This is a genomic window from Actinomadura sp. WAC 06369, assembly GCF_003947565.1.
Taxonomy (GTDB): Bacteria; Actinomycetota; Actinomycetes; order Streptosporangiales; family Streptosporangiaceae; genus Spirillospora; species Spirillospora rifamycini.
The window spans coordinates 1-20543 of the sequence record NZ_QHJN01000146.1; the positions used below are offsets into that span (position 1 = coordinate 1).

Annotated in this window: 19 protein-coding genes; 11 read left to right on the forward strand and 8 right to left on the reverse strand. The window is 73.8% G+C overall.

What is annotated here, in order from left to right; all coding sequences use genetic code 11:
- A partial coding sequence (locus tag DMH08_RS30370) for a helicase-related protein (protein ID WP_148108612.1) occupies nucleotides 1-1029 on the reverse strand: 1029 nt, incomplete at its 3' end.
- A gap of 322 nt (nucleotides 1030-1351) precedes the next feature.
- Between DMH08_RS30370 and DMH08_RS30375 the strand changes: the two genes are divergently transcribed.
- On the forward strand, nucleotides 1352-2122 hold the full coding sequence (locus tag DMH08_RS30375) for an NERD domain-containing protein (RefSeq protein WP_125619363.1): 771 nt from the start codon (nucleotides 1352-1354) through the stop codon (nucleotides 2120-2122).
- A 95-nt stretch (nucleotides 2123-2217) separates the two neighbouring features.
- Here the strand turns inward: DMH08_RS30375 and DMH08_RS30380 are convergent, their stop codons facing one another.
- Together DMH08_RS30380 and DMH08_RS30385 are read right to left on the reverse strand one after the other, a co-directional pair.
- A complete protein-coding gene (locus tag DMH08_RS30380) occupies nucleotides 2218-2622 on the reverse strand; it encodes a hypothetical protein (RefSeq protein ID WP_051301263.1) in 405 nt (134 codons plus the stop codon).
- 112 nt (nucleotides 2623-2734) lie between these two features.
- Nucleotides 2735-3100 (reverse strand): hypothetical protein, encoded by a 366-nt coding sequence (locus DMH08_RS30385; RefSeq protein WP_125619365.1) that lies wholly within the window; start codon nucleotides 3098-3100, stop codon nucleotides 2735-2737.
- 46 nt (nucleotides 3101-3146) lie between these two features.
- Between DMH08_RS30385 and DMH08_RS30390 the strand changes: the two genes are divergently transcribed.
- Nucleotides 3147-3896, forward strand: coding sequence for a histidine phosphatase family protein (locus DMH08_RS30390; protein WP_125619367.1), 750 nt, complete (start codon nucleotides 3147-3149; stop codon nucleotides 3894-3896).
- A gap of 13 nt (nucleotides 3897-3909) precedes the next feature.
- On the opposite strand, the gene DMH08_RS30395 is transcribed toward DMH08_RS30390, so the two are convergent.
- Nucleotides 3910-5349, reverse strand: coding sequence for a helix-turn-helix domain-containing protein (locus tag DMH08_RS30395; protein ID WP_051301256.1), 1440 nt, complete (start codon nucleotides 5347-5349; stop codon nucleotides 3910-3912).
- Between the two features lie 629 nt (nucleotides 5350-5978).
- Between DMH08_RS30395 and DMH08_RS30405 the strand changes: the two genes are divergently transcribed.
- The 4 genes from DMH08_RS30405 (at nucleotide 5979) to DMH08_RS30420 (ending at nucleotide 10201) form a co-directional block, all read left to right on the forward strand.
- Nucleotides 5979-6530 carry a hypothetical protein gene (locus DMH08_RS30405; RefSeq protein WP_125619369.1) on the forward strand — a complete coding sequence of 184 codons (552 nt, stop codon included), beginning with the start codon at nucleotides 5979-5981 and terminating at the stop codon, nucleotides 6528-6530.
- A gap of 226 nt (nucleotides 6531-6756) precedes the next feature.
- Nucleotides 6757-7815, forward strand: coding sequence for a threonine aldolase family protein (locus DMH08_RS30410; RefSeq protein WP_125619371.1), 1059 nt, complete (start codon nucleotides 6757-6759; stop codon nucleotides 7813-7815).
- A gap of 171 nt (nucleotides 7816-7986) precedes the next feature.
- Complete coding sequence (locus DMH08_RS30415; RefSeq protein ID WP_125619373.1) at nucleotides 7987-9177, forward strand: thiolase C-terminal domain-containing protein; 1191 nt, start codon at nucleotides 7987-7989, stop codon at nucleotides 9175-9177.
- A 145-nt stretch (nucleotides 9178-9322) separates the two neighbouring features.
- Nucleotides 9323-10201, forward strand: a complete 879-nt coding sequence (locus DMH08_RS30420; protein WP_125619375.1) for an oxygenase MpaB family protein — start codon at nucleotides 9323-9325, stop codon at nucleotides 10199-10201.
- A gap of 12 nt (nucleotides 10202-10213) precedes the next feature.
- On the opposite strand, the gene DMH08_RS30425 is transcribed toward DMH08_RS30420, so the two are convergent.
- Nucleotides 10214-11374 carry an aminotransferase class I/II-fold pyridoxal phosphate-dependent enzyme gene (locus DMH08_RS30425; RefSeq protein ID WP_125619377.1) on the reverse strand — a complete coding sequence of 387 codons (1161 nt, stop codon included), beginning with the start codon at nucleotides 11372-11374 and terminating at the stop codon, nucleotides 10214-10216.
- A gap of 513 nt (nucleotides 11375-11887) precedes the next feature.
- On the opposite strand from DMH08_RS30425, the gene DMH08_RS30430 reads away from it, so the two are divergent.
- Nucleotides 11888-13042: a Cmx/CmrA family chloramphenicol efflux MFS transporter gene (locus tag DMH08_RS30430; RefSeq protein ID WP_125619379.1), complete on the forward strand. Its 1155-nt coding sequence runs from the start codon at nucleotides 11888-11890 to the stop codon at nucleotides 13040-13042.
- Here DMH08_RS30430 and DMH08_RS30435 read toward each other — a convergent pair.
- Both DMH08_RS30435 and DMH08_RS30440 read right to left on the reverse strand, forming a co-directional pair.
- On the reverse strand, nucleotides 12994-13803 hold the full coding sequence (locus DMH08_RS30435) for an SGNH/GDSL hydrolase family protein (protein WP_125619381.1): 810 nt from the start codon (nucleotides 13801-13803) through the stop codon (nucleotides 12994-12996). The genes DMH08_RS30430 and DMH08_RS30435 overlap by 49 nt on opposite strands.
- Nucleotides 13804-13879: 76 nt before the next feature.
- On the reverse strand, nucleotides 13880-14086 hold the full coding sequence (locus tag DMH08_RS30440) for a hypothetical protein (RefSeq protein WP_125619383.1): 207 nt from the start codon (nucleotides 14084-14086) through the stop codon (nucleotides 13880-13882).
- Nucleotides 14087-14285: 199 nt separating this feature from the next.
- Here DMH08_RS30440 and DMH08_RS30445 point away from each other — a divergent pair, with 199 nt between their 5' ends.
- Nucleotides 14286-17123 (forward strand): GmrSD restriction endonuclease domain-containing protein, encoded by a 2838-nt coding sequence (locus DMH08_RS30445; RefSeq protein ID WP_125619385.1) that lies wholly within the window; start codon nucleotides 14286-14288, stop codon nucleotides 17121-17123.
- Nucleotides 17124-17152: 29 nt separating this feature from the next.
- Here DMH08_RS30445 and DMH08_RS30450 read toward each other — a convergent pair whose 3' ends face one another.
- Nucleotides 17153-17683: a hypothetical protein gene (locus DMH08_RS30450; RefSeq protein WP_125619387.1), complete on the reverse strand. Its 531-nt coding sequence runs from the start codon at nucleotides 17681-17683 to the stop codon at nucleotides 17153-17155.
- Between the two features lie 108 nt (nucleotides 17684-17791).
- Between DMH08_RS30450 and DMH08_RS30455 the strand changes: the two genes are divergently transcribed.
- The 3 genes from DMH08_RS30455 (at nucleotide 17792) to DMH08_RS30465 (ending at nucleotide 20028) form a co-directional block, all read left to right on the forward strand.
- Complete coding sequence (locus tag DMH08_RS30455) at nucleotides 17792-18784, forward strand: aldo/keto reductase (protein WP_026404668.1); 993 nt, start codon at nucleotides 17792-17794, stop codon at nucleotides 18782-18784.
- An 87-nt stretch (nucleotides 18785-18871) separates the two neighbouring features.
- The gene (locus DMH08_RS30460; protein ID WP_125619389.1) at nucleotides 18872-19510 is read left to right on the forward strand and encodes a GNAT family N-acetyltransferase; all 639 of its coding nucleotides are present in this window, start codon (nucleotides 18872-18874) and stop codon (nucleotides 19508-19510) included.
- A gap of 35 nt (nucleotides 19511-19545) precedes the next feature.
- Nucleotides 19546-20028 carry an NUDIX domain-containing protein gene (locus DMH08_RS30465; RefSeq protein WP_233617900.1) on the forward strand — a complete coding sequence of 161 codons (483 nt, stop codon included), beginning with the start codon at nucleotides 19546-19548 and terminating at the stop codon, nucleotides 20026-20028.
- The last annotated feature ends 515 nt before the right edge of the window (nucleotides 20029-20543 follow it).

Sequence of the window (20543 nt, forward strand, 5' to 3'; positions counted from 1 at the left end):
CGCGCGGCCGGCGCGCTGCTCGGCGGCGGCGCGGGACGCGCGGACGGTCGTGAGGGCGCCGAGCCCGCGGGCGTGGTCGGTGCGGGGTTCGCGGGCGAGGCCGGAGTCGACCACGACGCGGACGCCCGGCACGGTGAGGCTCGACTCGGCGACGGACGTGGCGAGCACGACGCGGCGGCCGGCGCCCGGGGACAGCACCGCGTCCTGCGCCGCCGGGGGCGCCTGCCCGTGCACCTGCAGCACCTCGGCCGGGGCGCCGCGGAGCAGGCCCGCGACGCGCGCGATCTCGCCGGCGCCCGGCAGGAAGCACAGGACGTCGCCGTCGCGTTCGGCGAGGGCGCGGCGGACGGTCGCCGCCACGTGCGCGAGCAGGGCCGGGTCGACGCGCATGCCGTGCGGGGGCGGGACGGGGCGCTCCGGGGGCGCCCACAGGACCTCGACGGGGTGCAGCGCCGCCGCGGTCTCCACGACCGGCGCCGATTCCAGGAGCCGCGACCACGGGCCGGTGTCGGCGGTGGCGGACGCGGCGACGAGGCGCAGGTCGGGCCGGAGCGCGGCGCGGACGTCGAGGAGGAACGCCAGCGCGGTGTCGGCGTCCAGGTGCCGCTCGTGACACTCGTCCATGATCACCACGTCGGTGCCGGGGAGTTCGGGGTCGTCCTGGAGGCGCTGCAGGAGCACGCCGGTGGTGACGACCTCGATGCGGGAGCCGGGGCGGTGCTCGCCGCGGACGGTCACGCCGACGCGGCCGCCGGGGCGTTCGCCGAGCAGCCACGCCATCCGCCGGGCCGCGGCGCGGGCCGCGAGCCGCCGCGGCTCGACCACGGTGATCCGCCCCGCGGGCGCCGGCGCGGGCAGGGCCAGGCCGGCGAGGGCCAGCGGGACGAGCGTGGTCTTGCCGGTGCCCGGGGGTGCGGCGAGGACGGCCGCGCCCGGGCCGTCGAGCGCGGCGCGCAGGTCCGGGACGGCCCGGTGGACGGGCAGGCGTTCGGCAGCGGCGAGGCGGTCGGCGGTGGCGGTCCCGGTCACCGCACCAGTGTGCAACGGATCAGTATGGCGCCGCGCGCCGGTACCGCAGAGTGATCAACCGTGTGAGAAATGCCACGGTATCGAAAAGGGCCGTGCGGGTTACGGTGATAGTTGCATCGACCCTTTCGAGATTGGTCGAGAAGACGTCAAAGTTCGTCCTCGGAACCACCAGGGCAGGGGATGTGAAAGGCCAGGTGGGCAATGCTTCGGAGGGCCGGGCATTGCTTTACCGTTTGACATACGTCACCGCTCGACGTGTGGTGACATTCCGCCGGGTATCCGCATAATGAGGTTGTCGTAGCAGGATGCCGGGAGGATCGCGATGATCGGCAGCTCCATCTATCTGCGGGACCGCCCCGCCTTCACCGGCGGCTCGCCCCAGGCCATCTACGAGGACCTCTGGCAGCGCGACCGGAGAAAACGGTTGCGGACCCGCGCAATTCTGGCGGGCGGGACGCTGCTGGCGTGCGGGCTGCTGGTCAGCGGGGTTTTCGGAATCGCGATGGCGCTCCTGGTCGCCGCCGCTGACTCGTTCGTCCATTGGCGCATTTACCACGCTTCGCGCGTCTGGCGGCTCGGTCTGCGCGGGGACGAGCGGATGGGCCGGCTGCTGCGCCTCACCCGGGAGCGCCGCGGCCACCGGGTGCTGTACGGCCGGACCGTTCCCGGGCACGGCACCGCCGACCAGCTCGTCATCGGCTCGGACGGCCTGTGGCTGGTGCACAACGAGGCGTGGCGGCCCGACGCCGAGGTGTCGTGCCACGGCGGCCGGCTGTTCATCGACGGGCGCACCAAGACCAAGCTCGTCCGCGAGGTCACCGCGCGGGCCGACGCCGCCGCCGACCTCATCTCCGAGGCCGCCGGGACCCCCGTGAAGGTGCGGCCGCTGCTGGCGGTGCACGGCGGCGAGCTGCCCCGCCGGACGCGGCTGTTCACCGCGGACGGCATCGTGTTCGGCACCCCGCTGCGGCTCCTGCGGTACATGCGGCGCAACCCGTCCGCCGACTACTCCCCCGACGAGATCGACGCGATCATGCGCGCCGCCGTGCTCACCCTCCCGATCGGCGGCCGGCAGATGGCGCCCGCCGCCTGATCCGACGCAGCTCCGCGGGGGCCGCCTCCCGGCGCGGACCCCGCCCGACCCCGGGAGCGTCCATGCGCCCGCTCGAACACCTGCGGCCGGCGCGGTCAGACGTCGGCCGCAGGGCGCCCACCGCCCGCTCGGGTCCCGCCGCCCGAGCGGGCGGTGCGGCGCAGCCACAGCAGGCCCAGCACCGGCAGCACCAGCGGCACGAACCCGTAGCCGCGGCCGTACCCGGACCAGACGGTCGCGTCGGGGAACGCCGCGGGATCGGCGAGGCTGAGCGTCCCCACCACCAGCACGCCGGCGAGCTCGACCGCGCAGGCGGCCACCGCGACGCGGAACGAGGTGCGCCCGCCGAGCGCCAGCGCCACCGTCGCCAGGACGTAGACGGCGGCGGCGAGCGCCGACAGCGCGTAGGCGACCGGCGCCTCGCCGAAGTCCGTGGCGATCTGCACCCCGGCCCGGGCCCCCGCCGCCAGCGCGAAGATCGCGTAGACGGCGACCAGCAGGCGTCCCGGCCCGCTCCCGGTACCGCCCGCGCGGGCCTCGGCGTCGGCGCGGGCGCCGTCGTCCGCGCGGGCTCCGGGCCGGCCGTCCCGGACCTCGGGCCCGGTCTCGGGTTCAGGCAACGGTCCCGCTCCACAGCTGGTTCATCCTGACGATCATCACCGCGACGCCCAGCGCGGCGACCACGATGACCCCGGGCCCCCAGCGGGTGCGCTCCAGCAGGCCCCACCCGGCGCCCGCCGGCGGGATCAGCAGCACCCCAATCAGGTAGCCCGCGAAGGTCGTCGCCGGGTCGGGCCCCTCGCCGCCGCCGAGCTTGACGAACCCGACGACCGCCTGCGCGATCAGCAGGATTTCCAGGACGCCGAGCACCACCAGGTGGCCGACGCTCATCGGCCGGTCCCGCACCGCGGTGACCAGCGCGTACCCGGCCGTCAGCAGAGCCGCCACGATGACCGCGGTCGCCAGCAGGTTCGTCACGCCGACCAGAGTACTACCGCGTGTAGAGCACGGCGTCCGTGGCAGCATGGCGGGCGTGACAGCGCTGCAGTGGCTGAACCTGACCCGGCACGGCGAGAGCACCGGCAACCTGGCCCACCGGGACGCGGAGCGCGCGGGCGCCGAGGACGCCGGGATCCCCGAGCGGGACGCCGACATCCCGCTGACGGACCGCGGCCGCGCCCAGGCCGAGACCCTCGGCCGCCGGCTCGCCGGCCTCCCCCCGGACGAGCGCCCCACGCTCGTCGTGTCGTCCCCCTACCTGCGGGCGCTCGACACCGCCCGGATCGCGCTCGCGCAGACGTCCTGGGCCGGCCCCTCCGCCCCGGACGGGCCGCGGCTGCGGGTCGACGAACGGCTCCGCGACCGCGAGCAGGGCGTCCTGCAGGGCCTCACCGCGCTCGGCGTGCGGCGCCGCTTCCCCGACGAGGCCGAGCGGGCCCGGCACCTCGGCAAGTTCTACCACCGCCCGCCCGGCGGGGAGTCGTGGGCCGACCTCGCCCTGCGGCTGCGGTCCTTCTACCGGGACCTGGAGGCCGACGCCCCCGGCGGCCGGGCCCTGGTGGTGGCGCACGACGCGATCGTCGTCGTGACCCGCTACCTGGTCGAGGAGCTGACCGAGCAGGAGATCATGCAGATCGAGAAGGAGCCCGTCGGCAACTGCTCGCTGACCCGCTGGCGGGACGACGCGGGCGGCCTGCGCCCCGTCTGCTACAACGACACCGCCCACCTGACCGGCCCCGGCGCCCCCGCGGGCCTCGGCCCCGACGACGGCTGACGGACGCGCCCGGTCAGACGGCGTCGTCGTCGCTGAGGAGCCGGTCGCTGCGGGTCGTGACGGCGGCGCGGCGCGGATCGCCCGGCGGCAGCACCGCGCCCAGCCGCTCCAGCGCCTCCAGGTCGCCCCGCCCCGGCTCCGTCTGCGCGTACGCCCACAGCGCCTCGGCGCCGCCCCGGTCGAGGGCCTGCCGCCGCATCAGCACCGCCAGCTCGTCCCGCTCGGCGCGGACGGCGGGCGCGTCCGACCGGGGCAGCAGCTCCCCCGCGTACAGCCGCGCGGCCGCCGGCACGTCCCCCTCGTCCAGCAGCCGCCGGACCGTCCGGAAGTCGGCGTCGACCGCGCAGTCCAGCCGGTAGGGGCGGGCCCGGACGAGCCCGCCGAGCCGGTCGCGGAGCCGGTGGATCTCCGCGCGGACGGTGCCGGGCGAGCCCTCGTCCCCGTACAGCAGCCACGACAGCCGGTCGCCCGTCAGCCCCTGCGGGTGCAGCGCCAGCAGCGTGAGGATCTCCGCGTGCCGCAGCGTCAGCGGCACCGGCCGCCCGTCCACCCGGGCCACCGGCGGGTCGGCGCCGAGCAGCGCCAGCGCCAGCAGCGGCCCGCCCTCCGCCCGGGGCGCCGCACCGGCCGGTCCGCGGCGGGCGGCCCGCCCCGCGTGCGGGCGCAGCAGGTAGACCTCGCCGAGCGGCTCGGCGAACATGTCGCGGCCGTCCGGCAGCGTGATCGTCGCGCCCGGTTCGGGCACCGCGAGCCGCCGCCCCCGCCACGCGTCGGGGCCGCCCGCCAGGATCCGGCCGGTCGCGGTGAGCAGCGCCGCCCCGCTCATCCCCGACAGGTGCGGCAGGTAGCGCTCGCGGAACCGCTCGTCCCGCCGGTGCATCTCCACCTCCAGCCGCGACTCGGCGAGCCGCGCCGCCGTCGCGACGAGCGCCGCCATCGCCGGATGCAGCCGGTCGACGGTCGCGCTGACGTCGACGCAGCCGATCACCCGCCCGGTGTCGGGGTCGGTGACCGGCGCGCCCGCGCACGACCACCCGTGCAGGACGTGCGCGACGTGCTCGGCCGCGTAGACGTGCTGCGGCCGCCCCTCGGCGAGCGCCGTGCCGATCCCGTTCGTCCCGACCGCGTCCTCGGCCCAGCAGAACCCTTCCAGCAGCCCGATCCGCTCGGCGGCGCGGCGCGTCCGGCGCGGCCCCTGCGTCCACAGCACCCGGCCCGCCTCGTCGGTGATCACCAGCAGGTGCTCGGTCTCGTCGGCGACGCCCCGCAGCAGGTCCCGCAGCAGCGGCAGGTGCGGCGCGAGCGGGTGGGCGGCGCGGGCGTCGGCGAGCACGTCCCGGTCGAACACCAGCGGGGCGGACGGCACCGCGGCGTCCACGCCGGCGTCCCGGGCCCGCCGCCACGACTCGGCGATCGGCGGACGCGGGCGGGCCGCGCGTTCCCTGGCCGTCATCGGCGAGCTCCCCCCGGGTGCGGACACATCGGGGTTTGAGAATCGGCCGTATCGGAGGGCCGCGCAAGCGGTTCCCCGCAACCGGCCCGACCGTTTTTTGCCACGCTGCGTGATCGGACGGTCGCAACGTGCATGCAACGTGCGGCGGCCTACCGTACCGACCGCCGGGAGCCGAGGGGTCTCCCGAGGGGGTCCCGCCGCCCCGCACGCGTCCGGGGGGAATGCGTGCGGGGCGGCGGGCCGGGGCCGGCAGGGGCCGGCCCGCTCCCGGCGACCAGGGGGAGGACGAACCATTGCTGTGCCTGACCTGCCATCGAGTCCGCCCGGCTCTCGACCGGACCGACTACACTTCCGACCGCGCTCTTCTCATCCTCCGGCGGGGACTGTGCGCGTGCCTCGCGCCACCGCCGCCGCCCGCGTGGAGCCGCACCGCGCGCCCGTCCGGGCCGGACGTCCCGAGGGCGCGGCCGCGGAGCGCGGCGCGGCGGCCCCCGACCCCGGGCCCGCAGGGCCGGTTCGCACCGTCCGTCCCGGTCGACCGAACCGACACGTGAATTGCATGGGGCGTTCACGTCCCGTTCGCCTAGAGTTAAAGGAGCATCCCGTCGCCGGCCCCTGGGGGGAGCATCATGACCGTTATCCCGGGTCTCGTCCGCCGCGCCGCCGCGGAGGCGGAACGCCAGTTGCGCGGAGGCGCCGCCCTCCTCAGCAGACTGGGCCGGGACCTGGAACGGTCGGCCGACCTGGAGCGGCTGCTGCCCTCGCACTCCGCGCGGCTGCGCGCCCTGGAGGACGCCCTCCGCGCCCGGGACGCCGAACTGCGGGAGCTGCGCACCGAACTCGACTCGCTCGTCTCCCAGCTCAACGAACGCCTCCTGCCGCGCATCGACGAGCGCATCGACGACACCGAACGGGACGTCTCGGCGATCATCGCGGGCCTCGTCCGCGCCGGCCGCGACACCGCCGACCAGGGCACCCGGCTGCAGACCGCCGACCGCCGCATCGACGACCTGCGCGCCCGCCTCGCCCAGCTCGAGCAGCGCACCGGCCTGTGGCGCGACGTCCAGGCCAACATGGCCCGCCTCGGCGACGACCTCGACTCCCTGCGCGCCCGCCTGGTCGTGCACACGACCGAGCCCGAACCGGCCCCCGTCCAGAACATCGCCGACCGCCCCGCCTGACCACGTCCCGCACCCAACGGCCATCCGCAACCCGCCCATCGCCGGGATGCCCGCGGGGCGGAGGTGAGGGTGGGCGGGCGTATCGTCGCATTCGGGACACGGTGTGCGGTCGTGCGCGACGAGCCGCCGGTCCCGGGCGTCCCGTTCGCCGTCGTCCCCGGTGCCGCCGCGGCGGGACGGCGCGGCGCGGGGCGCGCGCTCGTCGTCTAGCCGAACGGAACCTGTTTTGACCACTGCCGAGCCGACCTCCCCCGCCGCCCGCCGCGGATTCGCCAGCGACAACCAGGCGTCCGTCCACCCCGAGATCCTCGCGGCGCTCGCTGCGGTGAACGAGGGGCACCAGCCCGCCTACGGGGACGACGCCGTCACGGCGCGGCTCCGCGAGGTCGTCCGGGAGCACTTCGGCGCGCGGGCCGAGGCGTACCCGGTGTTCAACGGGACGGGCGCGAACGTGGTCGCGCTGCAGGCCATGTCGGAGCGGTGGAGCGCGGTGATCTGCCCCGACTCGGCGCACATCAACACCGACGAGTGCGGCGCGCCCGAGAAGATCGCGGGCATCAAGCTCGTCACCGCGCCCGCGCCGGACGGGAAGCTGACGCCCGCGGCGGTGGAGCGGCTCGCCGTCGGGTCCGGCAGCGTGCAGCGCGCGCAGCCCGCCGTGGTGTCGATCAGCCAGAGCACCGAGTTCGGGACCGTCTACACCCCCGAGGAGGTCGCGGCGGTCGCGGCGGCGGCGCACGAGCGCGGGCTCGGCGTCCACATGGACGGCGCCCGGCTCGCCAACGCGGCCGCGGCGCTCGGCGTCCCGATGGGGGCGCTCACCACCGACGCGGGCGTGGACGTCCTGTCGTTCGGCGGGACGAAGAACGGGCTGCTGCTCGGCGAGGCCGTCGTCGTGCTGGACCCGGACGCCGCCCGCGGGGTCGAGTTCCTGCGCAAGTCGAGCCTACAGCTGGCATCGAAGATGCGGTACGTGTCGGCGCAGCTCGTCGCGCTGCTGGAGGGCGACCTGTGGCACCGCAACGCCGCGCGGGCCAACGCGATGGCGCGGCGGCTGGCCGACGGCGCGGGCGCGCTGCCCGGCGTGGAGATCACCCAGGCGGTGCAGGCCAACACGGTGTTCGCGATCGTGCCGAAGGACGTGTGCGAGCGGCTCCGCGAGCGGTTCGCGTTCTACGTGTGGGACGAGCGGACGGGCGAGGTCCGCTGGGTGTGCTCGTTCGACACCACCGAGGAGGACGTCGATGCGTTCGTCGCGGCGCTCGCCGCGGAGCTGCCGGGCTGACGTCCCGTCCGCCGGCGGGCCGGGTCCGGATGCGGACGCGGGGGCGGATCGGCGGGGCGAGCTGCCGGGACGCCCGCCGGTGATCCCGATCATCGGAACCAAGCGAACGCTTGGGAGCACCTCCGGGTTATCGTGTCCCGAACTGGATTCGGTACGAGAGAGGCGAGCCTGATGGCCAACCGCACCTTCGTCGTCGGCGTGGGCATGACCAAGTTCGAGAAGCCGGGCTCCCGCGACTGGGAGTACCCCGACATGGCCAAGGAGGCCGTCGGCAAGGCCCTCGAGGACGCCGGCGTCGGCTACGACAAGATCGAGATGGCGTACGCCGGCTCGATGTACGGGTCGATGGGCCAGCGCGCTCTCTACGAGACCGGCATGACCGGCATCCCGGTGATGACGGTCATGAACGCGTGCGCCACCGGGTCCAGCGCGCTGTTCCTCGCCCGCCAGGCCGTCCGCGGCGGCCTCGCCGACTGCGCGCTCGCGCTCGGCATGGAGAAGATGAAGAAGGGCTCGCTCGGCGCGGGCATGGACTCCAAGGTCACCATCATCGACCACCACCTGCGCTCGATGACCGCGGGCCGCGAGTGGGAGCTGGACAAGGCGCCGATGCCGCAGATGTTCGGCAACGCCGGGCGCGAGCACATGGAGAAGTACGGCTCCACCCCCGACCACTACGCCTGGATCGGGTGGAAGAACCACAAGCACTCGGCGAACAACCCGTACGCGCAGTTCCAGGACGAGTACTCCCTGGACGACGTCAAGAACGCCACGATGATCTTCGACCCGCTCACCAAGCTGCAGTGCTCCCCCACGTCCGACGGCGCCGGGGCCGCGCTCGTCGTCAGCGAGCGGTTCCTCGACGAGCACGACCTGTGGGACCAGGCCGTGGAGATCGCCGGGCACACCATCACCACCGACACCGGCGCCAGCTTCGAGGACAACTCGTCGATCCAGGTCGTCGGGTTCGGCTGCTCGCAGCGCGCCGCCCGCGCCGCCATGGAGGAGGCGCAGGTCGGCATCGAGGACGTCGACGTCATCGAGCTGCACGACTGCTTCAGCGCCAACGAGCTGATCACCTACGAGGCGCTCGGCATGGCCGAGGTCGGCGAGGGCCACAAGCTCGTCGACGACCAGGCCACCACCTACGGCGGCACGTGGGTCGTCAACCCGTCCGGCGGGCTGATCTCCAAGGGGCACCCGCTCGGCGCCACCGGCCTCGCCCAGTGCGCGGAGCTGACCTGGCAGCTGCGCGGCAAGGCCGGCGCCCGCCAGGTCGAGGGCGCCCGCGTCGCCCTCCAGCACAACATCGGCCTCGGCAGCGCCTGCGCCGTCGCCGTCTACAAGCCCGCCACCGCCTGACGCACCGCCCGGCGCCCGTCCGTCCGGTCCCCGCACCGGACGGACGGGCCGAACGCGGGGCGGTCATGCGACAAACTTTGCCTCTTGTCTCACAGGGTGCGCGGCTCTACGCTCGGAGGTGAGCGACCCCCGACCAGGAGGTGCGATGCCCGCCTCGCCCCCGACGGCCGCCCGCGCCCCGCTCGGCCCCGGCACCCTGCTGTGGCGGCACGCGGCCGACGTGCGCTCCCTGCTGCCCGGCGCCGCCGCCGGGCTCCTGCAACTCCTGCACCCCGGGATCGGCGCCGGCGTCACCGAGCACTCCGCGTTCTTCGACTCCCCGTTCGACCGCATCCACCGGTCCGTCCCGCAGATCTGGGCCACGATCCTCGCCCCCGACGGGGACGACCGCGGCCGCGCCATCCGCGACATGCACCGCGGCATCGGGGGCGTCGACGAGCACGCCCGCCGCTACCACGCCCTCGAACCCGAGACGTTCTGGTGGGCGCACGCCACCTTCACGTGGGAGATCTTCAAGGCCGCCGAACTGTTCCACCCCGGCACGCTCACCGCCGAGGAACGCGAGCGCATGTACGCCGAGACCGTCACGTGGTACTCCCGCTACGGCGTCAGTATGCGCCCCGTCCCCGCCGATTACGCCGCCTTCCAGTCGAAGTTCTGGCACGTCTGCGCCGAACGCCTCGAACTCACCCCCGCCGCCGCCCGCGGCCTGGAGATCGCCAAGCACGGCTCCGACACCGTCACCCTGCTGCCCGTCGGCGGCCCCCGCCTCGACCGCGCCGGACGGATCGTCGCCGAGCGGCCCCTGCGGCTCGTCACCTTCGGCTGCCTGCCGACGATCGTCCGCGACCGCTTCGGCATCCCGTGGAGCCCGCTCGACCAGGCCCGGTTCGCCGCGCTCGCGGCGGCGAACCGGCAGGGCTACCGGATGATCCCCACCGGCCTCAACCACTGGGCGCTGCGCAGCATGCTCCGCTACATCGGCTCCCGCACCCGCGACCAGCGGTACACCCCCGCCGCCTGACCGGCGCCCCCGTCACGAGCACGGCAGCGGCATCCGCTCGCGGACCTCCCCGCACACCGCGAGGACCAGCGCCACGTCCTCGTCGGTCAGCCCCGCGTGCGCCGACAGCCGGACGAGGTTGCGGTGCGGCGACGCCGCCTGCGGGAACAGCGCGGCGCTGAACACGTCCCGCTCCATCAGCGCGTCCCGCAGCAGCAGGGCGTCCGGTTCCGTCCCCGTCTCCACCGCGACGATCTGCGTGTCGGCGTCGACGAGCCGGTAGCCGAGCCCGGCCAGGCCGTCCCGCAGGCCGCGGGTCACCGCGTGCAGCCGCTCCCGGCGCCAGCCCTCCTCCCGCACGATGCCCAGCGCCGCCCGCAGCCCCGCGACGTCGTGCGCCGGCAGCGCCGAGCCGCACACCGCCGGGAACGCCGCGCCGGCGAAGCGGTCGGCGAATTCCGGACGATCGCAGACGATCAGCCCGGCCCGCGCGTGCAGCGCCTTCGACAGGCTCGCGGTGCGGAAGTCGACACGGCCGACGAGCCCCAGCTCCCCCACCAGGCCCTCGCCGCGCTCCCCCCGCACGCCCAGCGAGTGCGACTCGTCCACCACCAGCAGGCATTCGCGCTCCTCGGCCAGCCGGACGAGCGCGTCGAGCGGGCCGCGCGCCCCGCTCGTCCCGTACACGGCGTCGACCACCACGACCCCGGTCCCGCCCACGTCGATCCGCCGCCGCAGGTGGTCGAGGTCGTTGTGCCGGAAGTACGCGACCTCCGCCCCGGCCGCGCGCGCCCCCTCCCACAGCGACAGGTGCGCCAGCGCGTCCAGGTACACCGGCACGTCCGGACCGGCCACCACCTGCATCAGCCCGGCGTTGGCCGCCCACCCGGACGGGCACAGCACCCCGGCCGCGGCGCCCATGTGCCGCGCGAACGCCTCGCCCAGCGCGACCTGCGGGTGGTCGGCGGGCGGGCGGCGCGCCCGCGCCACCGTCCCGCCGGCGTCCGCCGCCCGCAGGCCCGCGATCATCGCCCCCGTGATCGCCGGGTGCTCGCCGAGCGCGAGGTAGTCGCTGCAGGTGAGCACGACCGTCCGATCGCCGTCGGGCACGCGCGAGCGCGGCACGCGCGGCGCGTCGCCCGCGCCGTGGAAGTCCCTCATGCGGTTGCCCAGGCGCCGGTGCGCGCTCGTCATCGCCGTCACTCTCCCCCGTCACGGATACGTCACTCAGTGTAGCGCGACCTAATCAGCATGTGAAAAGGATCTATGGAGACCCCAAACACCCCACCCCGGACGTTCGCAGCCGCCGATCCCGCCCGACGCCTTTACAATGTAGATCACATACGGCTCTCCCGGACTGCTACCCTGACCGCACGCCCGGCTCCGAGCAGACCGGACGCCGGCCGGCCCGCAGGCCACCGCAAGGCCGTCGTGGCGGGCTTCCAGGGACCTCCCCTTCTCGCCGCCCTCGCGCATCCGGCACCCTCCGCCGGAGACACCGTCGCCCGGGCCGCCCCAACTCTCCGTGGCCCCTCCTCCACACCCGGAAGCGTCACCAGCGGTCCCGTGCCGTGAACCGGCCCGAGTCCACCGCTCCAGACGCCCCGGCGGCACGCATCCCCCGACATTCCGGGCCTCCCCGGTCGACCGCGCACGTTCCGCGCGTCCCCGGGTGGGGCCGTGCCGTCCGACGTCTCGGGAGTCCCCTTGCCTTTCGCCGTCTACGTCCTCGGGCTCGCCGTCTTCGCCCAGGGCACCTCGGAGTTCATGCTCGCCGGCCTGCTGCCCGGCATCGCCGCCGACCTGGACGTGTCCGTCCCGGCCGCGGGCCTGCTGACGTCCGCGTTCGCCGCCGGCATGGCCGTCGGCGCGCCGCTGATGTCGTTCCTCGCCCACCGCAGCCCCCGCCGCCGCGCACTCCTGGCGTTCCTGCTCGCCTTCGTGGCCGCGCACGTCGTCGGCGCCCTCGCCCCCGGCTACGCGCTGCTGCTGGTCACCCGCGTCGCCGCCGCGTTCGCGAACGCCGGGTTCTGGGCGGTCGCCCTCGCGGCGGCCGTCCGCATGGTGCCGCCGGGCGCCCGCGCCCGCGCCACCGCCGTCGTGGTCGGCGGCGTCACCGTCGCGTGCGTGATCGGCGTCCCCGCCGGCGCGGCGCTCGGCGGTCACTGGGGCTGGCGGTCCGCCTTCTGGGCCGTGGCGCTCGTGTCCCTGCCCGCCGTCGCCGCCATCGCCCGGACGATCCCGGACGAGCGTCCCGACGTCCCGAGCCCGCGCCGCGAACTGCGCGTCCTGCGGGACCGGCGCGTCCTCCTCGCGCTACTGACCAACGCGCTCGTCCAGGGTGCGACGTTCTGCACCTTCACCTACCTGGCGCCGCTCGCCACCCGCGTCACGGGACTGGACGAGGCGCGGGTCCCGGCGATCCTGGCCCTGTTCGGCGCCGGCGCGTTCGTCGGTGTCGCGCTCGGCGGCCGGATCGCGGACGCGCATCCGGCCGCCGCCGTCCTCGCCGGCGCGGGCTGCCTCGCGGCCGGCTGGGCGGCGCTCGCCCTCACCGCCGGGAACCCGGCCGCCGCGACGGTGCTCGTCTTCGTGCAGGGCATGCTCGCGTTCGGGACGGGCCCCGCGCTGATCGCCGGGGTGCTGCGGGCGGCCGCCGAGGCGCCCGCGCTCGCCGGCGGCTTCGCCACCGCCGCCTTCAACGCGGGCGCCGTCCTCGGCCCGTGGCTGGGCGGTTCCGCGATCGGCGCGGGCCTCGGCCACCGCTCCCCCGCCTGGGCGAGCGCGCTGCTGATGTGCCTCGCCGTCGCGGTTCAGGCCAGCGCGCTGCGGGCGGCCGCCCCGGCGAACGCCGGCAGGTAGCCGAGCCGCTGGCCGCGCGCCGTCGGGTGGTAGGAGTCCTCGAAGGGCCACGCGACCGCGTTGAGCCAGTCGTCCCCGGAGCACAGCTCGTGCCCGTCGAACTCGTCGCGGACGTCCGACCACGCGAACCCGGCGCGGGCCGCGGCCTTCTGGATCGTCTCGTCGAGGGCGTCCGCGGCGCCGTTGAGCGCCTGCCGCTTCGTGTTGCCGATGCCGACGCAGCCGCTGACGATCGTGTAGAGGCGCGGGTACCCGAGCACCACCACCCGCGCCCCGGGCGCCCGGTCGCGGATCTTCCCGTACAGGTCGTCCAGCCGGCCCGGCAGCGTGTTCGCGATGTACCGCTCGGCCTCCGCGACCCGGCTCTCGCACGCCGACGTCGACTGCAGGACGCACGTCAGCATCACGTCCGAGAACCCTGCGTCGTTCCCCCCGACCGTGATGCTGACGAGCGTCGTCGCGTCGCTCAGCGCGCCGAGCTGCCCGCTCGCGACGTCCGTCGACGTCGCCCCGGAGCACGCGGCGAACTTGTACGATTCCGTCTCATTCTGCGCGGCCCACAGATTTGGATAGGCGTTCGCGCTGCGCGTGCAGGAACCGCTCGCGGGATCGTAATCCCCCGCGCCCGTCCCGGACGAGTACGAATCACCGAGCGCGACGTACCGGACTCCGGCCGCCGACGCGGACGCGGGCCACACGATCGAGCCGGCGGCGAGGACGGCCGCGCCGAGAGCGGCCAGGCAGGGGCGAGAGAAGCGCATCACCACTCCGGGGAAAATCGATGGGCGTCGCTCCCCTTTCTACCCGCACCGCCATTCCCTCAAGCCACCCAACAGATCAACGCTTTTCGTCACATTCCGCCATTGAAAAGCCCGAATCGACCAACGCGATGATCATTCCCAGCACACAATACGCCCAAAACTCGAGCAGAGCATTATCCAGCCCCCGCCCCGACCCCCACCCGGCGGCCACGGAGCGCCCCTTCGGCGCGATGACCGCGTTCCACGGCACGAACGTCACGGACGCACGCGTGATCAGGTGCACGCCAGATACACCTATTCCACTTCATCAAGTGGTAAAGTCCGCGTTGATCGAGTTAACGAAGGCCCGAGCGGCGTGCGTCCGAGCCGTCTGCAAGCACGCGCCGGGCGGCAACCGAACGATCGCACACACTTGCCTGAAACGGGCGAGAACCCAGCAGATCCGACCGGCCCCGACGAACACCTCGAAAGCGAGGACGGCCATGCAGGCTCACGAAGTCGCCTTCTTCAAGCTCATCGAGGGCGAGAAGCAGTTCCAGGTACCGCTGTACCAGCGGACCTACAGCTGGCGCCAGCCGGAGTGGAAGCGCCTGTGGGCGGACATGCTGGAGCAGGCCGAGATCCTCGCCGACGGCGAGGACCGCACTCCCCACTTCATCGGCTCGGTGGTCCTCGCCCCCGGCACCATGTCGGCCGGAGACATCCAGCGCTGGCTCGTCGTCGACGGCCAGCAGCGGCTGACCACCCTCATGCTGGCCTGCTGCGCCCTGCGGGACCGTCTCCAGGACATCGACCCCCGGGAAGCCGAGCGCATCCGCAAGCAGTACCTCGTCAACGAATGGTGCAGCGGCCTCGACCATTACCGGCTGCTGCCCACGCAGGCCGATCGCGACTCGTTCGCCGCCTGCGTCGAGAACTCCCCGGCAGCGGGCGGCGACGACGGCATCGGCGCCGCCTACAGGTTCTTCCGGCAGGCTCTGATCGACTACGCCCCCGAAGGCGAACCGCAAGCGCTCAAACGGCTGGAGACGGTACTGCGCGGTCGGCTGTCCGTCGTCGAGATCACCGCCGAGCACGGCGACAACGTCTACCGGATCTTCGAGTCGCTCAACAACACCGGCGTGAAGCTCAGCCAGACCGACCTGCTGCGCAACTACGTGTTCATGCTCCTGCCCACCATCGGCGAACGCGTCTACAGCAAGATCTGGCTGCCCATGCAGGACGAGCTGGGCCCCGCGAACCTCGAGCTGCTGGCCTGGCTCGACCTCGTGATCCGCGGCGACTACCGGGCGAAGCAGAGCGAGGTCTACCGCGCGCAGCGGAAGCGGCTCGGCGACGTCGTCCACCAAGGCGGCGAGGAGGCGCTCGAAGGGGAGATCGCCGAGCTGTACCGGCGGGGCCGGCTGCTGATGCGGGTCGTCGAACCGGCCCGGGAGCCCGACCCGGACCTGCGCGCCGTGCTGGGGCGCTTCCAGGAGTGGGGCGGCCAGATCACCTACCCGATCGCCCTGCACCTCCTCGACCTCCTCGACCACGGGAAGGCCCGCACGGAACAGGTCGTCCGGGCCCTGTCCTACGTCGAGAGCTTCCTGGTCCGACGCATGCTGGCCGGGATTCCCACCAACAACCTCAACAGGATCCTCAACAGCGCGCCCAAGGAGCTGGAGACCGACCGGCCGGTCGACGAGGCCGTGCACCGCTACCTGTCCGGGGAGCGGCGCTACTGGCCGTCGGACGAGCAGGTCCGCACCGCCGTCCGGACGCGGCCGTTCTACTGGTCGGGCCGTCCGAACCAGCGCTTCTTCGTCCTCAAGCGGCTGGAGCAGAGTCACGGGGCCGCCGAGCCGGTCGACTTCGCCGCCGCCGAACTGACCATCGAGCACGTGATGCCGCAGACCATCACCCAGGACTGGCTCGATCTGCTGGCCCCCGAGGTGACCGACGAGGACGGCCCCGCGGCGCTGCACGCGGAAATCGTCCACACGCTCGGCAACCTCACGCTGACCGCGGAGAACTCCAGGCTGTCCAACCGGCCGTTCGACCGCAAGCAGGAGATCTTCGACGCGAGTACGCTGCGCATGAACCGGGAGATCGCCGACGCGCCGAGCTGGGGCCGCGCGCACATCCTGGACCGCGCGGACGCGCTCGCCGAACGCTGCGTCGCGCTCTGGCCGGCGCCGCTGCCGGGCGGCTCCGACCTGGAGGACGAGCGCCGCACCTGGGTGCAGCTGCGGCGGGTGCTCGCCGAACTCCCCGCGGGCCGCTGGACGACCTTCGGAGACCTGGCCTCCGTCATCGGCGCCCACGCCGCGGGCGTCGGCACCTACCTGACCTCGCGGCCGAACCTGGAGAACACGCACCGCGTCCTGACGTCCGAGGGCACCGTCTCGCCGTCGTTCCGGTGGCCGGACGGCCGCGCCGAGTCCGCCCGCGACGTCCTCGAGCGCGAAGGCGTGGCGTTCGCCCCCAACGGGTCCGCCGACCCGTCGCAGCGGCTGCACGCCGGGGCGCTCGCCGGACTGATCGGCATGGAGACGCCCGAGGAAGACGGCGCGGATCCCCGCCGGCGCTTCGAGGAGCAGCTGTCCGCGCACGGCGACGAGACCGCCGAGAGGGTGACGCGGGTCCTGGAGCACTGGCGGACGCGGGGCGGCAACCTGCACTTCAGCGCCGACACCCCGCTGACGAACTGCATGCCCTGGCTGGAGAACCGCGACACGGACGGCTGGATCTGGCCGCTCGTCTTCTACCCGCGTGCCGCCAAGGTCGAGGTCGTCTTCCAGCACCTCGCGAAGCGCGCCCCCTTCGACGACGTCGCGCGCCGCGAAGAGCTCCGCGCCCGGTTGAACGCGATCGACGGCGTCGATCTCCCCGCGGACCGGCTCGCCGGCCGTCCCGGGTTCTCCCTCGCCGCGCTCGGCGGAGACGGCGAGAAGCGGCTCGTCGAGGCGCTCGACTGGTTCATGGACCAGGTCGGCACCGCCCGCCCGCAGGCCGGCGGGCCGCCGACCCGGAACGCCGAACTCGCCGACGAGTTCCACAGCGCCATGCTGCTGCTGTACTCCCGCATGAGGGCCGAGGCCGTCTACGGTGCCTCCGCGTTCCTGGGGACCGTCACCGAGCACGGCGCCGTCGACGCGGCCAAGCGCCTGCTGTCCGAGCCCGAGGTGTCCGCCGGTTTCGCCGCCCTCCGCGACCGCGGCCGCCTCGACCTCAGCGTCGAGGCGCACGTCGCCGAACCGCGGTTCGCCCCGCTGTTCACCGACGCCGAACGCGACCGCGCCCACCACCGCCTGACCGCCGCGGGCTACCCCCTCTGACCCGCGCCCCCGCCGAGTCCGGCCGGTTTCTAACCGCCAGGCAGCAAAGCAGCAGATCCGCCGGGTCCGCCCGCTCGCTGACGGTAGGCGGCCAGATTCTCCTCCAAAGGCCCGGCGACCGGCTCGAGGGCGTCCCGCAGGACGGCGGCGTCCGGCTCCGCGAGGTGCAGGAGCGGACGGCGGAGGCGGACGCTCCAGGAGCGGGCGTCCGGGAAGGCCGCGAGGCGTTCGACGAGGGGGCGCAGTTCGACGCCCTCGCCCCAGGGGGCCAGCGAGTCGATGCGGAGGTCGCAGCCGCGGGGGAACGCGCGGTCGCCGAACGTCACGGGTTCGTCCAGGACGGCGACGGGCGAGGCGACGACGGCGCGGGCGATGACGCGGCCCCGGTCGCGGGTCGGGTTCCGGAACGCGCCGCGCGTCGCGTAGACGAACAGTTCGTCGCCTTCGGCGAGCCGGTCGACCTCCGCACGGGACGTCGCGGGGAAGGCGGTCCGGTGCTCGCTCAGCACCCACGCGATCGGTTCGCGGTCGCCCAGGATCAGCAGATAGGACTCGCTCACCACGCCACCGTAGCCCCGCCCATAACGATCGGCTATGACGGCTTGTCTTGGACGGGCGGGGGCCGGTGGGCCCACGCTGGGGGCAACCGATCTTGAGGAGTCATCCAAGTGAGCATCCTTCCCACCCGTTCCCTCGGACGGCTCGAGGTGTCGGCGGTCGGCTTCGGCGCGATGGTGCTGTCGCCCGGGATGTACGGCGAGGTCGACGACGAGCGGGGGCTGGCGGCGCTGCGGCACGCGTTCGACCACGGCGCGACGTTCGTCGACACGAGCGACGGCTACGGCGAGGACGGGCACAACGAGCGGCTCGTCGGGCAGGCGCTGAAGGGCCGCCGGGACGACGTCGCGGTCGCGACGAAGTTCGGCTTCGCCCTGCCCGAGGGTGTCGAGCCGCACCCGTTCCCTGTGGGATACGCGTTCGGGGAGCTGGCGGTCAACTGCGATCCGCGGCACGTCCGCGGGTACGCGGAGGCGAGCCTGCGCAACCTGGGGACCGACGTCATCGACCTGTACTACCCGCACTTCCCGGACCCGCAGGTGCCGATCGAGGACACCGCGGGCGCCGTCGGCGAGCTGGTGGCGGACGGGCTCGTCCGGTACTTCGGCCTGTCGAACGTGACGGCCGACCAGCTGCGCCGCGCCCACGCCGCCCATCCGGTGCAGGCCGTCCAGACCGAGTGGTCGATGTGGCGGCCCGTCGACCCGGACCTGCTCGCCGCCGCGCGGGAGCTCGGCGTCGGTCTCGTGACGTGGAGCCCGCTCGGCGCCGGGTTCCTGACCGGGACGGTCGAGAAGGTCGGGGACGGCGACTTCCGGCGGAACAACCCGCGGTTCGACGACGCGAACCTCGCCGCGAACCACGACGCGTACGCGGCGGTCCGGAAGATCGCGGCGGAGCTGGAGGTGTCGCCCGGGCAGCTGGCGCTCGCGTGGCTGCTGCACCGCGGGCCCGACGTCGTCCCGATCCCCGGGAGCCGCACGCCCGCGCACATCGAGGAGAACCTGGCGGCCGCGCACCTCGACCTGCCGGCGGACGTCCTGGCCCGCATCGACGGCGTGCTCTCGGACGTCACCGCGTCCGGCGGCACGCTGCTGCGATGAGAAGACGAGCCGCGGGGTGACGATTACCGACCACCGATACGCCTGATTTGGGACACTTTCGGAAAATCCGTTCGACCGGGGGGCTTGGTGGAGATCCGCACGTTCACGGAGGACGACCGCGCTGAACTGCGGGAACTGTTCGCCCGCGCCGGGGAAGGCGCCCCCACCGAGTCATTGTGGGGGCACGCCGATTCCGAGGCGGAAATCTACCTGGCCCCCTACATCGACCACGAGTCGGAATCCCTGTTCCTCGCCCTTTCCGAGGGGCGGCTCGTCGGCTACCTGACCGGCTGCGAGGACACCTCGGCCTTTCCCGGCGAGGACGAACTGCTGATGCGGGCCGTCCGGAAGCACCGCCTGCTCTTCCGGCGGGAGCCCCTCGCGTTCTTCGCCCGCAGCATGGCCGACATGGCGGGCGCCGCGGTGCGCCGCCGGCCGACCGCCAAGACGTTCGACGATTCGCGGTGGCCCGCGCACCTGCACATCAACGTCGCGCCCGAAGCCCGCGGAACCGGCGCGGCGGACGGCCTGGTGAACGCCTGGCTCGACCGTCTCCGCGCCACCGGCTCGCCCGGCTGCCATCTTCAGACATTGACCGAGAACACCCGCGCCGTACGATTCTTCCGCCGTATGGGATTCACCGAACACGGCCCGTCCGTCCTCGTCCCGGGCATCCGGCAGAACGGCGGGAAACTGCACCAGCAGACGATGGTCTGGACCCCCTAAGGCCGTCGGCCCGGCCGGTGCGCCATACTCGCCCGGTGAGGGGACGCTTGATCGAGGTGACGGCCCGCCGGATCGCGACGCCCGTCTGGAGGAAACTGAGCGGACGTGCACAGTGGCGGCTGGCGCGCCTCCGGCACCCCACGTTCCTCGTGTACGCGGGCGGGATCGTCCGCGACGACCAGGGCCGCATCCTCCTCCTCCGGCACCGCCTGTGGCCCCCGTACAAGGCGTGGGGCCTGCCCGGCGGCTACGTCAACGCGGGCGAGCGCCTCCAGGACGGCGTCGCACGCGAGGTCCGCGAGGAGACGTCCCTCGAGGTCTCGGTCGCCGACCGTCCGCTCCAGGTGGCGAGCGGTTTCCGTTTCCGCGTCGAGACCTACTACGAGGCCGAAGTGACCGGCGGACGCCTCGACCTCGACCCCGCCGAGATCCTCGAGGCCCGCTGGTGCGCCCTCGACGACCTCCCGGCCGAAATGTCCCCCCGCCTCCGCACCCTCATCACCGCCCTCCCCGAGTAGGACGTGTTTCGAGGGTCAGCGGAGCGAGCCGACGAAACGATGGGGCTCGGTGAGGACGGTTCGGGCGTGCTGCAGATTCGGAAGCCTTCTCGGGGACGGCGTCCAGGTCGCTTGCGGCTGCCACGTGAATTCCGGGACCGTGATCGGACGCGCCTCCCTCATCGGCCCGCACATCGATTGGCGCGGCCACTGCCCGCCCGATACCTCGGTTCTCCTCCGCCGGCGCACCTTCGTGCCAGCAGCCGGCCGACAGTAATGACTCGCAGTTGATTACCAAGGTGTCTGGGCTCTCCTGAGTCGCGGCAACGGTCGCGCCGCCTCCGCCTCCGCGTCGACGTTCGAGTCCGGTCGACCTGGAACGATCCAATATGACTGTCGACATGCCTTCATTGTTAAAATCTCGTCGACATATGACTACATAATCGTCATGGCACCACATTTCACTATGTCGCCAGCCGGTGGAATGCGGTGGTGCGGTGTCGTCGGGCGGAGGCTGCGCGGTGGGTGGTCGGCGG

Bases quoted from the DNA above. Each gene is read 5' to 3' on its own strand.
- DMH08_RS30375 (WP_125619363.1), top strand. From the start codon at position 1,352: ATGATCGGCAGCTCCATCTATCTGCGGGACCGCCCCGCCTTCACCGGC.
- DMH08_RS30390 (WP_125619367.1), top strand. From the start codon at position 3,147: ATGGCGGGCGTGACAGCGCTGCAGTGGCTGAACCTGACCCGGCACGGC.
- DMH08_RS30395 (WP_051301256.1), bottom strand. From the start codon at position 5,349: ATGACGGCCAGGGAACGCGCGGCCCGCCCGCGTCCGCCGATCGCCGAG.
- DMH08_RS30405 (WP_125619369.1), top strand. From the start codon at position 5,979: ATGACCGTTATCCCGGGTCTCGTCCGCCGCGCCGCCGCGGAGGCGGAA.
- DMH08_RS30415 (WP_125619373.1), top strand. From the start codon at position 7,987: ATGGCCAACCGCACCTTCGTCGTCGGCGTGGGCATGACCAAGTTCGAG.
- DMH08_RS30420 (WP_125619375.1), top strand. From the start codon at position 9,323: ATGCCCGCCTCGCCCCCGACGGCCGCCCGCGCCCCGCTCGGCCCCGGC.
- DMH08_RS30425 (WP_125619377.1), bottom strand. From the start codon at position 11,374: ATGACGAGCGCGCACCGGCGCCTGGGCAACCGCATGAGGGACTTCCAC.
- DMH08_RS30435 (WP_125619381.1), bottom strand. From the start codon at position 13,803: ATGCGCTTCTCTCGCCCCTGCCTGGCCGCTCTCGGCGCGGCCGTCCTC.
- DMH08_RS30445 (WP_125619385.1), top strand. From the start codon at position 14,286: ATGCAGGCTCACGAAGTCGCCTTCTTCAAGCTCATCGAGGGCGAGAAG.